The sequence below is a fragment of the Streptomyces tricolor genome (assembly GCF_002155905.1).
GTDB classification, from domain to species: Bacteria; Actinomycetota; Actinomycetes; order Streptomycetales; family Streptomycetaceae; genus Streptomyces; species Streptomyces tricolor.
The window spans coordinates 1-12215 of the sequence record NZ_MUMF01000682.1 but is presented as its reverse complement, the minus strand read 5'-3'; the positions used below and the strand labels follow the sequence as shown (position 1 = coordinate 12215).

Sequence of the window (12215 nt, the reverse complement as noted above, 5' to 3'; positions counted from 1 at the left end):
CGTCGTACCGGTCGTAGACATGGATGGGGCCGGTCACGGGTGCCCTCCTGTGCCGGGGATCGATGCGGGGCGGGTGGGTGCGGTCGGCGGGGCCGACGGGACAAGCCGGGGTGCGCGGACGGCGGGGGTGGTGATGAGCAGCGGAACGGCCACCAGCAGCGTCAGCGGGCCGACGATCCCGAGCAGGCTGCCGCGCAGGAAGACGATCTGGTAGAAGGCGAAGGCCGGCACCAGGAGAGCGGCGAGGGTGCCCGCCCGGTCGCGGAGCCGGTGGCGTACGTCGTCCATGCGGCGTCCGGCCGCGCCGAGCAGGAAGAACACGAGGGCCACGGCGGGCGGACCGGCCCACAGGTAACTCTCGATCCACAAGGGCGCGGAGAGGTTGAGGAAGTCGTAGCCCGCGTAGTGGGCCAGGGTGATGCCGGTGTCCTCCGGTTTGCCCGGCCACACCGAGCGCGGGACGGGGAAGAGCACGGGGCCCAGCACGTCCAGCGGTGCAAATCCGCTGTCCCGCGCGTAGTCGATGCCGGTCTGCACCTGCTGGAAGGCGTCGTAGTCGCCGTTGGCGGTGAACTGCGCGGAGAGGGAGACGACGGCGAACTGCTCCCGGTCGCTGTAGCGGAAGTAGTCGCTGTACGGGAAGACCAGCAGCACGGTCGCCATGAGGGTGGCCGCGATGACGCGGAAGGCGCGGGGCCGGTTCAGCCTGGGCACGGTGAACAGCAGGGTCAGCAGGACCGTGCCGCACCAGAACCGCGGTTTGCTGATGGGGTTGTTGACGACGACGTTGAGCGCGAGGAGCAGCGGCAGCAGCATACGGCGGACGCCGCGCAGCAGACGGTCGCCGCCGGGCGCGCACGGTACGCGCAGCAGGCCCAGCAGCGCCCAGAACGCGGGCACGGACAGCGACCAGTTGCGCAGGGCCGACAGGAAGGCGCCGTCCGAGCCGTCCGCGAAGCCCGCCTCGCGCAGCGCCTGACGGCTGGTGAAGTAGGCGGCGACGCCGCCCGGTTGGCCGGGGACGAGCAGCACGGCCAGGGCGAGGGCGAGTCCGCACAGCGACAGCAGGCGCCAGGGCGCGAGGCGGCGGGACAGCAGCCGTTCCACCGGCCCCGGCGCGGCGCTGGCGGGCCCGGCCGCGCGGGTGCGCTCGCGGCGGGCGGCGACGGCGGCCCCGGCGCTGTGGGCGAGGAGCCCGAGTTCGACGACGGCCACGGCCGTGACGGCGGTCCCCTGGCCGGTCCGGTAGGCCCAGGGGTAGGTGTCGGTGGCGAGCTGCGCCAAGGGCGCGAGGCCGAGCCAGATGTAGGCGAAGAGCCAGAACCCGAGGGCGACGAGCCGCACCGTCGTCGCGGTGAGCACGCGGATGAGGGCCACACCGGTGTGCGTCAGCACCACCGCCTGCACCGCGAGCGCCGGCGAGGGGTGCGTGACGCCCGGCTGGAGGATCAGCGCCGGCAGCAGGGCCAGCAGCGCCACGGCCCAGAGCGAGACCGCGGCGGCGCTGCGGACGCCGGCCTCCCGCCTCGGACGCCCTCCACCAACCGAATATTTCGCCTGAAAGCTCATCACTAGGTTTATAACGCCCATACCTCATCAAGCTGCACAGGCGCGCGCGAACCCGAGGGCTCCGCACGGCCGTCCGCCGCGCGCCGTCATCGGGTGACGCGGGCGGTTCAGGCGGCGCGCCATGAGCCGCAAATCAGGACAAATGTGTATTGCTTAGTCGTACTAGATCATCGGATCTCCGGACAGAGGAGTGGCCCATGGACAAGCAGGTCGACGTCGTCGTTGCCGGTGGCGGGGGATTCATCGGGGGGCATCTCGTGGGCGCCCTGCTGGCCCAGGGGCTGACCGTCCGCTCCATCGACATCAAGCCCCGGCACGAGTGGTACCAGCTCCACGACGCCGCGGAGAACGTGATCGCCGACCTGTCTCTCCTGGAGAACGCGCGCGCGGGCGTCGAGGGCGCCCGACAGGTGTACATGCTGGCCGCCGACATGGGCGGCATGGGCTTCATCGAGAACAACAAGGCCGCCTGCATGATGTCGGTGCTGATCAGCACGCACATGCTGAAGGCCGCGCACGAGGCCGGCGTCGAGCGCTACTTCTACTCCTCCTCCGCCTGCGTCTACGCCGCCGGCAAGCAGACCGACCCGAACGTCACCGCGCTGCGCGAGGAGGACGCCTATCCGGCGCAGGCGGAGGACGGCTACGGCTGGGAGAAGCTCTTCTCCGAGCGCATGTGCCGGCACTTCGCGGAGGACTACGGGTTCACCACCCGGGTCGCCCGCTACCACAACGTGTACGGCCCGCACGGCACCTGGGAGGGCGGCCGGGAGAAGGCACCCGCGGCGGTGTGCCGGAAGGTGGCCCAGGCGGTGCTCTCCGGCGACCACCGGATCGAGATCTGGGGCGACGGCCTGCAGACCCGTTCCTTCATGTACATCGACGACTGCCTGCACGGCACCCAGATGATCATGAAGGGGGACAGCGGCGTACCGGTCAACCTCGGCTCCTCGGAGCTGGTGACCATCAACCAGCTCGTCGACATCGTCGAGCGGATCGCGGGCATCCGCTGCGAGCGCAGCTACCGGCTGGACGCCCCCCAGGGCGTGCGCGGGCGCAACTCCGACAACACCCTGATCCGCGAGATCTACGGCTGGGAGCCGTCGGTCTCCCTGGCCGACGGACTGGAGAAGACCTACGCCTGGGTCTACGACCAGGTCAAGCGCTCCCACCAGTGACGCCCGGCCCGATGCGAGGACGGAACAGACGATGAGGATCCTCGTCCACGACTACAGCGGCCACCCGTTCCAGGCCCAGTTGAGCCGGGAGCTGGCACGCCGCGGACATCAGGTCGTCCACTCGACGTGCACGGCCTACGTCTCCGGCAAGGGCGACCTCGCCTCGGACGTCTCCGGCCTCCGCTTCGCCACCATCGGGGACGGCGTCAGGCTGCGCAAGGAGGCCTACGTCCGCCGGCTGGGCCAGGAGACCCGGCTGGGTCTCGAACTGGCCCGGCAGGTCCGCCGCGAGCAGCCCGACGTGGCGCTGCTGTCCAACCTGCCGATCCCGGTGCTGGTGGTGACCGCTGCCGTGCTGCGGAGGCTGCGCATCCCCTGGGTGCTGTGGCACCAGGACGTGACCGCAATCGCCCTGAAGAGCTTCGCCGCCGCCGAGGTCGCCCGGTCGATGGGCCTGGCCGCCAAGGTCTTCGGTGCGGGTGAGAAGTGGTCGGCGCGGCAGGCCGCGGCCGTCGTGGTGATCGCCGACTCGTTCGTGCGGGTGCACGAGGAATGGGGCACCGCCGACAAGGTCACCGTCATCCCCAACTGGGCGCCGCTGGACGAGATCGTCCCGGTGTCCCGGGGCAACGCCTGGTCGGCGGAGCACGGTCTGGACGGCGTGCGGACGGTGCTGTACTCGGGCACGCTCGGGCTGAAGCACAACCCGGTGCTGCTGGTGCGGCTGGCCGAGCGACTGCGGGAGCAGGGCAGCCCGGTACGGCTCGTCGTCGTCAACGACGGTCCCGCCGTACCCGTCCTCAAGGACGCCGCCGCGGCGCGGGGCGTCGAGCTGACCCTGCTGCCCTTCCAGCCCTATGAGCGGCTGCCGGAGGTGCTCGGCACCGGCGACGTCCTCGTGGTGCTGCTGGGTCCGGACGCGGGGCAGTTCTCGGTCCCGTCCAAGACGCTGTCCTATCTGTGCGCCGGGCGGCCGGTGCTCGGCCTGATGCCCGCCGACAACCTCGCCGCGCGGCTGCTCCGGCAGGCGGGGTCGGCGGTCTTCCCGCCGGAGGAGCCGGCCCTGGAGGGTGCTGCGGCGTGGGTCCGGGAGGTCCTGTCCGACCCGGCCCGGGCCGAGCGACTGGGCAAGGAGAGCCGCGCGCTGGCCGAGCGGGAGTTCGCCCTGGAGGGCTGCGCCTCCCGCTTCGAGGACATCCTCTACAGCGTGAGCGGCGCCGGCGGACACCGTCGCCGCCCCTGAAACGGCCCCCTCGCGTGGCCGGCGGGCCTGCGCCGCCGGCCACGGGACGGCCGCGAAGGTCGGGCTACCGGGCCCGGGCCCTCATGGCCGCACTCGGCGCCCCTGAGCCCTGACCATTCCCGGGGCCGGACTCCGCGGGCCCAAGCCCTGACCATTCACGAGGCCGGACTCCACGGGCCCAAGCCCTGACCATTCACGAGGCCGGACTCGGCGTCGCCGGCTCCTGCCCGGGCCGGCCGTCGGCCTCGCGCGCCGCGTGGTCCGTTCCGCCCCCGCCGGTCCGCTCGTCCCGGTAGATCTCCTCCAACCGGTCCGCCACGGCGCCGATGGAGTAGACGTCCTCGACCACGCAGCGGCCGGCCCGCGCCATCCGGGCGCACAGCTCCGGGTCGCCGAGCAGCCGGCGGACCGCCGCCGCCATGCCCTGGGGACTGCCGTCGGTGACGAGGGCGGCGCCACGGCGTGCCAGCTCGTCGGCGATGCCGCAGGTGTCGGTGCAGACCACGGGCGTGCCGGCGGCCAGCGCCTCGATGACGGTCATCCCGAACGGCTCGTTCACACTCGCCAGCACATGGACGGCCGCGCTCCGGTACGCCTCGTGCGCCTCGGCGGGATCGAGCGCCCCGCCGTAACGGACCACGCCGGCGGGCCCCTCGTCGATGAGCCGGCGCACGGCGGGCAGCGATCCGTCGTCCGGGCCGTACAGCGTGAAGCGGGCCTCGGGCATCTCCTGGTGGACCAGCCGGGCCATCTCCACGAAGGCCTCGGGACGCTTACGGGGATGCAGCCGGGCCAGGAACACCACGTGGGGGTCGCGCGGCCGCCGCGGCTCCGGTTCGGGCGGACCCGGCCGGATGCCGTTGGGCAGGATCCGCAGCGGCGGGCCGTCCGGACCCAGCACCCGGGCCACCAGCCGGCGCTCGTGCCCGGTCAGGACGCAGCAGGCGCGCGCCCGGCGCAGCAGCGGCAGGTACAGCAGGTCGAACAGCCGGACGGGGAGCGCGGTGCGCGGCTCGACCATGCCGTGGGTCTGGGCCACACACGGCACGCGGCGCACCGCGGCGACGGCGAGGGCGGCGAGGGAGACCAGGTCCCGCCCCGCGTGGACGTGCACGACGTCGGCGCCGCCCATGGCCCGCCACAGGTCGCGTACGAGGAGGGGGTGCAGCAGGCCGATGCAGCCCCGTCCCGGCAACAGCGCGCGGGCGGGACGGGACCGCAGCCGGACGGATCCGATCCGGTCCGGTGCCGGGCCGCTGCCCCGCCACAGCGCCATCAGGGTGACGTCGTGGCCGCGTGCGGCCAGCTCCGCCGACTGGGCGACGGCGACGCTCGGCGGGCCGCCGAAGATGCCGTCGTCGCTGACGAGCGTGACCACGTGGAGCAGTCTCATGCCGTACGTCCCTTCGTCGTCAGGACCGCGCCGGGTGCGAGGTCCCGGTGGGCGACGGCGCCGGCGCCCACCACGCCGCCCCGGCCGACGGTGACCCCGCGCAGCACGACGGCGCGGGCCGCGACCCAGCTGCCCGGCTCCAGGCGGATGGGGCCGTTGTCGAACTCGAACGTGGCGGAACGCGGGCGGTGGCTGCCCGTGCACAGCAGCGCGCTCTGCGAGACGCAGCAGTCGCTGCCGATCGTGACGGGTTCGAGGTTGAGGATCCAGGCGCCCTCGCCGATCCACACGTCGTCGCCGATGTCCAGCTTCCACGGCCAGTGCACCCGTACTCCGTGCCGGATCAGCACCCGCTGCCCGACGCGGGCGCCGAAGGCCCGCAGCAGCGCCGGCCGCCAGCGGGCCGGACACCACCACTTGACGAAGACCAGGTGGAGGACGGCGAACCAGGCGGCCTGCACGAGCAGGGGGCGCCCCTTGTCGTATCCGGCGCCGGTGAAGCCGCGCAGGGAGCGCTCGACGACGGGCCGGCGGGGCGTGACCGGTCCGAAGTCACCGGGCTGCGGGGTGGTCGCGGTCTGCGCCATGACAGTGTCCCTTCCGGGGGCCGAGGCGTGCGCATCCGCGATCCTTCATGCCCCGGGAGGCGAATCCCCCGCGATCCGGGCGTGTTGACGGCAGGCTTGCCCGGATGGCGGATGCTCAGTAGGCGCCCTGGCCGTTCAGCACCGCGCGTACGGTGCGGGCCATCACGTTCATGTCCATGGCCGGGGACCAGTTGTCGACGTAGCGAAGGTCGAGCGAGACCGTCTCGTGCCAGGACAGGTCCGACCGTCCGCTCACCTGCCACAGCCCGGTCAGGCCCGGCTTGACGTGCAGCCGGCGCATCTCCACCGGGTTGTACTTGACGACCTCCTCCGGCACCGGGGGGCGCGGGCCGACCAGGGACATGTGGCCGAGGAGGACGTTGAACAGCTGGGGCAGCTCGTCCAGGGAGTAGCGGCGCAGGATGCGCCCCAGGGGGGTGACCCGGGGGTCGCGGCGCATCTTGAACATGTGGCCGTCGTTCTCGTTGGACGCCTCCAGCTCGTCCTTGAGGCGGTCCGCGTCGACCACCATGGTGCGGAACTTCCACATCGCGAAGGGGGTGTTGTGCTGGCCGACCCGGATCTGACGGTAGAAGGCGGGGCCGGGTGAGCCGAGGCGCACGGCCAGCGCCAGCGCGAGCAGCAGCGGCGAGAGCAGCACGATCAGCAGCAGGGCGCCCACGCGGTCCACGGCCTCCTTCAGCAGGGCCGGCATGCCGCGGCGCAGCGGCGGGGCGATGTGCAGCAGGGTGAGGCCGGACGCCGAGGTGAGCCGGACCCGCCGGCGTGCGACCTCGACGATGCCGGGCAGCACGACGATCGGGCACCCCCGGTCGTGCACCGCCCAGGACAGCCGGCGCAGCCGCTGGCCCGACAGGTGCGGGCCCGGCACCACGAACACGAGGTCGGCGCAGAGTTCGTCGGCCGCTCCGAGCACCGTCGCGGCGTCCTCCTCGGGCGTCTCGGGCTCCGCACGGGGCAGCCGCACGTACACGGGGACGCCGGAGAGCACCTCCTCCTCCCCCACCGGGCAGCATCCCACCACCACGTATTCGTGGTCGGTGCGCTGGGCCAGCTGCCCGACCACCGCGTCGATCGTGGCGCCCTCCCCGACCACCACGACATGGCGCAGCGCGCGGCCGTCGCGACGGGCGGCCAGGAGGTGACGGTGGATCAGTTCGTGGCAGGCGGCGGTGAGGACGAGTGCGGGGATCAGCGCCGTGAAGGCCTCGGCCGGGACGCTCTGCAGTCCGCACAGCACGCGCAGCGTGGCCAGTGCGCCGACCAGCAGCAGCCAGTCCCTCAGGACGGCCCGCAGGCCACCGCCGTCGCCCCAGGCCGAGGACGTGTACCGCTTGCCGGCCACGCGGATCAGCGGCCACACCAGGGCGGCGACGGCCGCCAGGCGCAGGGGATGGGGTTCATGGACCTCCACGATCGCCGCCGCCACCGGCAGTGCCGCGCCGGTCAGATCCACACCGACGGACAGGGGGCCGTACCAGCGTGCCTGGGTGCCTTCCGGATGGGCCGGCCGGCGCGGCACGGGGACCGGCGCCTGTCGGGATGCCGCGATTCTGAAGGGCCGCATGCTTCTCCTTAGAAGCTCCAATCTCAGACAACCGGCGCGGCCGCATCGCCCGCTCACGGGCCGGTCACGCCTTCACGAGATCTTTATATCAAGGGATAGGCACTTATATCCGATTTACCTACTCCCTCCCCGTTTGCTTCTCTTCACGTCGGGAGGCGTGTTGTCCCGGACATGTCCCGGACGGACCGGGCCGGGGTCGAAGGAGGCGTTCCGGCCTACCGTCCCTTGCCATGAGCATCACACGGAGAACGATCCTGCGCGGAATGGCGGCGGCCCCGGTGGCCGCGGCGGCGGGCGGCCTGGCCGTCGCCGGCGAGGCAGCGGCGGCGGAGCCGTACAGACTCAAGAAGCGCGCCGCGCCCACGGGGCCGTCGGCGTACAGCTACCGGCGAGCCATCAACGGGCTGAGCCCCTTACTGGGCGGGCCGGTCCCGCTCGGCGAGGTGCTGACGAGGACCCCGGCCCTGAAGGCGGACCGGGTCACCCGGTGGCCGGAGGACCAGGACGACGGGACCAGGCCCCGCCCCGACAAGGAGCCGGAAGAGCTGCTGTACGCCTTCCGGTGGGCGACTGCCGACTTCGTCGACAAGAACTGGCGGCCCCAGGGCATCACCACCACCTACGACGCGAACGGCTCGGCACCCGCGACGCTGCTGGTGTCCTGGTACGGCAGGCTCGCCGCCGAGCGGCAGGGCGCGCGGATCAGCGTCGTCAGCTGGGACGCCACCGGGGACCCGACGTACCAGCACGTGCTGCTCGTGGAGCCGTACGGGCTGCGCGACGACGGCGGAGAGCGGTACGACTTCCGCGAGTCCGACCTGCACGCGGGCGGCATCGCCTGGTACGGCAACAAGCTCTACGTCGCGGACAGCACGGTGGGGACGACCGGGCTGCGGGTGTACGACCTCGACCGGATCTTCAAGGTCACCAAGGGGCCGGGGCTCGGCCGCCAGGCGGACGGTACGTACCACGCGCACGGGTACGACTACGTCCTGCCTCAGTGCTACGCCTACGACGCCTCCGGCAGCGCGACACGGAAGTTCACCTTCTCGCAGGTCTCCCTGGACCGCACCAGGCGCCGCCCCGCGCTGCTGGTGAGCGAGTACCGGGAGCGCGGGAGCTGCCGGCTGGCGCGCTGGGAACTGGGCAGCCCGAGCACGGGCTACCTGAGCAGCACGCGATCCTCCTGGCAAGCCGCCGCGCACCGGGAAGTGCGGGTGCAGGGTGCGGTCAGGGGGGCCGACGGCAGGTACTACCTCTCGTCGAGCCGCGGGACGAAGAAGCCGGGACAACTGAGGTCGTGGCGGCAAGGGGCGGACGGGGGAAGGCGCGAATCGTACCTCAACATCGGCTGCGAGGACCTCAGTTACAGCCGGATCGGTGGTCAGGTCGCGCTGTGGACGCTCGGCGAATACGCGAACGACCACGAGAGCGACAAGCCCGACAAGCTCGATCGCAGGGCGCCGTTCAGCCGTTACGTGTACGCCGTGAGGCCATGAGCGGGGACGCGGAAGGGGCCGGTGCGTAGGGGGAGCCGTGGGGCGGGCGGCTCCCCCGGGAGGGTCAGCCCGCCACGGCCTCGGGATTGGCGCAGTGGGCCAGTGGCTCGCCCCGCAGGAAGCGGCCCGCCTCGGCGGCGACGATCCGGGCCGCCTTGTGGGCGACCTCGCGGCTCGCGCCGGCGATGTGCGGGGTGAGGACGACGCCCGGCGTGGACAGCAGACGCGAGCCCGCCGGTACGGGCTCGACGGGGAACACGTCGAAGCCGGCTGCGGCCAGACGGCCGGAGTCCAGGGCGTCGCACACCGCGTCGTAGTCGACGAGGGCGCCGCGGGCGCAGTTGACGAGGACCGAACCACGGGGCATGGCGTCGATCTGGGCCTGTCCGATCATCCCGCGCGTCTCGTCCGTCACGCGCGCGTGCAGGGAGACGATCCTGGAGCGGCTCAGCAACTCCTCCAGGGTGACGAGCCGTGCGACGCCCTCGACCGCCTCCGGTCGCACGTAGGGGTCGTGGACGAGGACCGTGGCCCCCATGGCGTGCAGGACGCGGGCGACGCGCGAGCCGATGGCGCCGAAGCCGACCAGGCCCACGACGGAGCCGTCGATCTCGATGCCGCAGCGCGTGTAGTCGTAGTAGTCGCCGCGCCAGGTGCCCCGCTTGAGGTCGGTGTGGACATCGCCGATCCCGCGGGCGGCGGCGAGGATGAGCGCGAGGGTGTGCTCCGCGGTGGCGACGGCGTTGCGGCCGGGGGCGTAACAGACGGCGACACCGTGCCGGGTGGCGGCCTCCAGGTTCGCGTTGACCGGTCCGCCCCGGCTGACGCAGAACAGCTCCAGGTCGGGGCAGGCGGCCAGCACCCGCTCGGTGAGGGGCGCCATCTGGGTGACACAGATCCGTACGCCGCGCAGCGCCTCGATCAGCTCCTCCTCGGTCCCGGACGCCTCGTCGACCTCCGCGACCTTCCCGAACGGCGTGTGCGGCCACGGGAGTCGGAGCTGCCGGATGTCGAGGTCGGTGCCGGCGGGCGTCGCGGCGCGCAGTTCCCGCGCGAGCAGCTCGGGCAGGACGAAGTGGTCGCCGGCGGCGAGGACGGTGGTGGGCACGGTGGTTCTCCCGGAGAGCGAGGGATCAGCGAACGGGGGTGTTGAGGCGGAGCAGGGACGCCTGGCCGTCGCGCAGCCGCAGTTCGGTCAGGGCGCCGTTGTGCAGGGCGGGGAAGACCTGGCGGTAGCGGGCGAGGGGGATGCCGAGCAGCCGGCACAGCACCAGGCGCAGCAGCGTGGAGTGGGCCACCACGAGGACGCGTCCGTCGGGGAACGTGCGCGCGGCCTCCTGGAGGCAGTCGACCGCGCGGTCCGCCGCCGCGGCGGGATGCTCTCCGCCGGGCAGGTGGTGGGCGACCGGGTCGGCGAGGAAGGCGGCGAGCGCCTCGGGGAACGCCTCGGCCATCTCGGCCCGGGTGAGCCCGTCACCGCGGCCGAAGTCGACCTCGTACAGGCGCTCGTCGACCCAGGGCGTCAGGCCGAGCGCGGTCGCCGCGGGCTCGGCGGTCAGCCGGGCCCGGGACAGCGGCGAGCAGAGCACGGCGTCCAGGCGCTGCCCGGCGGCCCAGCCCGCCAGCTCGGCGGCCTGCCGGTGGCCCAGCTCGGTGAGCGGTACGTCGGTGCGGCCCGCGTAACGGTTCTCCGCGTGCCACACGGTCTCCCCATGGCGGACGAGGACGAAGTCGGTCACGGTCGGGCCTTTCCGCGCGCGTGGTCGGCCACGGCCTGCTCCAGCCAGCCGCGGCGGGTCAGCGCGTCGACGAAGTCGAGGTAGACGGGGAGCAGGCGGGCGGTACGGCCGGGGTCGGGACGGAGTTCCTCCCGCACCCGCACCATGGCGCCCGCGGCGTCCTCCAGCGTGGCACCCGAGGCGGTCGCGGCCAGCACCGCCATGCCGAGGGCGCTCTCGGCCTGCTCCGGCAGCCGGGCGGCGCGCCCGAGCACATCGGCGCGCAGCTGCGACCAGTAGCGGTTGCGGGCGCCGCCGCCGGTGAAGGTGAGCGGGCCGTCGACGGGGGCGCCGAGGTGGTCGAGGTAGTCGAAGCAGAGCCGTTCGAGCAGCGCCACTCCCAGCAGGCAGGCGTGGAACTCCTCCGCCTCGCCCGCGGGTTCGCCGAGGACGAAGGAGGCGGCGTCGGGCGCGCGGAACGGGAAGCGCTCGCCGCCCGCGCCCACCAGCGGGTAGACGACGGCGGTGGAGCCGGTCGCCGCGGCCCGCGCGGTCAGCGCGTCGAGGTCGGCGCCGGGGAAGCGGTGGGCGAGGACGCCCGCGCCGCTGCTGGAGGCGCCGCCGGGCAGCCAGCTGCCGCCGGGGCCGCGGTGGCAGTAGACCACGCCGCCGGGATCGCGGACGAGGTGCGGGCTCGCCCCCTTGAACACCAGCGTGGTGCCCAGCACCGCGTTCCAGGCGCCGGGTGTCAGCGCCCCGGCCCCGATCTGGGCCGCGCACCCGTCGGTCATGCCCGCGCTGATCGGGGTGCCGGCGGGGATGCCGGTCGCCTCCGCGGCGTCCGCGCACACGGTGCCGATCACCGTCCCGGGCCGTACGACGTCGGGCAGCAGCGCGCTCGGGACACCGAGCGCGTCGAGTTCGGCCTCCGGCCACCGCTCGGCGATCAGGTCGTAGCCCGTCTTCAGGGCATGGCTGGCGTCGCTCGCGGCCTGGCGCCCGGCCAGCCGCCAGGTGATCAGATCGGCCTGGTGCAGCAGCCGGGTGCCCGCCGGGAGGCCCCGGCCGCCCGGCCGGCCCAGGTCGTCCAGCAGCCAGAGCAGTTTGGGCAGCGCCCAGGACGGCTGCATGGCGCGGTAGCCGAGCTTCTCCCACACCCGCCCGCCGTGCGTGTTGACACGGTCGGTGTACGCGTCGGCCCGGCGGTCGTCGTACATCAGCCCCGGGGTGAGGGGGGTGCCCGCGGGGTCGGCGAGGAGGACGGTGCCGGAGGTGGCGTCCACGGCCAGGCCCCGCACCCGGCTCGGGTCGACGCCGGTCAGCGCCTCCCGGCAGGCGGCGGCGAGCGCGGACCACCACTGCTGGGGGTCCTGCTCGTGCCGTACGCCGTCGCGGCGGCCGGTCAGCGGACGGGAGGCGGCGCCCAGCAGCCGGCCGGTG

The 12215-nt window shown here is 73.4% G+C and carries 10 protein-coding genes; 3 read left to right on the top strand and 7 right to left on the bottom strand.

Annotated elements, in window-relative coordinates:
- Positions 1-33: 33 nt before the first annotated feature.
- Positions 34-1569, bottom strand: coding sequence for a hypothetical protein (locus tag CCN44_RS37285; protein ID WP_244204027.1), 1536 nt, complete (start codon positions 1567-1569; stop codon positions 34-36).
- A 197-nt stretch (positions 1570-1766) separates the two neighbouring features.
- On the opposite strand from CCN44_RS37285, the gene CCN44_RS37280 reads away from it, so the two are divergent.
- Both CCN44_RS37280 and CCN44_RS37275 read left to right on the top strand, forming a co-directional pair.
- Positions 1767-2747 carry an NAD-dependent epimerase/dehydratase family protein gene (locus CCN44_RS37280; RefSeq protein WP_086703192.1) on the top strand — a complete coding sequence of 327 codons (981 nt, stop codon included), beginning with the start codon at positions 1767-1769 and terminating at the stop codon, positions 2745-2747.
- A 31-nt stretch (positions 2748-2778) separates the two neighbouring features.
- Positions 2779-3990, top strand: coding sequence for a glycosyltransferase family 4 protein (locus CCN44_RS37275; RefSeq protein ID WP_086703188.1), 1212 nt, complete (start codon positions 2779-2781; stop codon positions 3988-3990).
- A gap of 193 nt (positions 3991-4183) precedes the next feature.
- Here CCN44_RS37275 and CCN44_RS37270 read toward each other — a convergent pair whose 3' ends face one another.
- The 3 genes from CCN44_RS37270 to CCN44_RS37260 form a co-directional block, all read right to left on the bottom strand.
- Complete coding sequence (locus tag CCN44_RS37270; RefSeq protein WP_086703185.1) at positions 4184-5383, bottom strand: glycosyltransferase family 4 protein; 1200 nt, start codon at positions 5381-5383, stop codon at positions 4184-4186.
- Positions 5380-5970 (bottom strand): LbetaH domain-containing protein, encoded by a 591-nt coding sequence (locus CCN44_RS37265; RefSeq protein WP_059247692.1) that lies wholly within the window; start codon positions 5968-5970, stop codon positions 5380-5382. Before CCN44_RS37265 ends, CCN44_RS37270 begins: the two co-directional genes overlap by 4 nt.
- A gap of 115 nt (positions 5971-6085) precedes the next feature.
- A complete protein-coding gene (locus CCN44_RS37260; protein ID WP_059254781.1) occupies positions 6086-7447 on the bottom strand; it encodes a sugar transferase in 1362 nt (453 codons plus the stop codon).
- A 341-nt stretch (positions 7448-7788) separates the two neighbouring features.
- On the opposite strand from CCN44_RS37260, the gene CCN44_RS44735 reads away from it, so the two are divergent.
- The gene (locus tag CCN44_RS44735; RefSeq protein ID WP_158103202.1) at positions 7789-9057 is read left to right on the top strand and encodes a hypothetical protein; all 1269 of its coding nucleotides are present in this window, start codon (positions 7789-7791) and stop codon (positions 9055-9057) included.
- Between the two features lie 64 nt (positions 9058-9121).
- On the opposite strand, the gene CCN44_RS37250 is transcribed toward CCN44_RS44735, so the two are convergent.
- The 3 genes from CCN44_RS37250 to CCN44_RS37240 form a co-directional block, all read right to left on the bottom strand.
- Positions 9122-10165 (bottom strand): 2-hydroxyacid dehydrogenase, encoded by a 1044-nt coding sequence (locus CCN44_RS37250; protein WP_086703179.1) that lies wholly within the window; start codon positions 10163-10165, stop codon positions 9122-9124.
- Between the two features lie 25 nt (positions 10166-10190).
- The gene (locus CCN44_RS37245; RefSeq protein ID WP_059247695.1) at positions 10191-10796 is read right to left on the bottom strand and encodes a histidine phosphatase family protein; all 606 of its coding nucleotides are present in this window, start codon (positions 10794-10796) and stop codon (positions 10191-10193) included.
- Positions 10793-12215 (bottom strand): FGGY-family carbohydrate kinase (locus CCN44_RS37240; RefSeq protein WP_107502151.1); only part of this gene is annotated, 1423 nt, incomplete at its 5' end. The genes CCN44_RS37240 and CCN44_RS37245, both read right to left, overlap by 4 nt.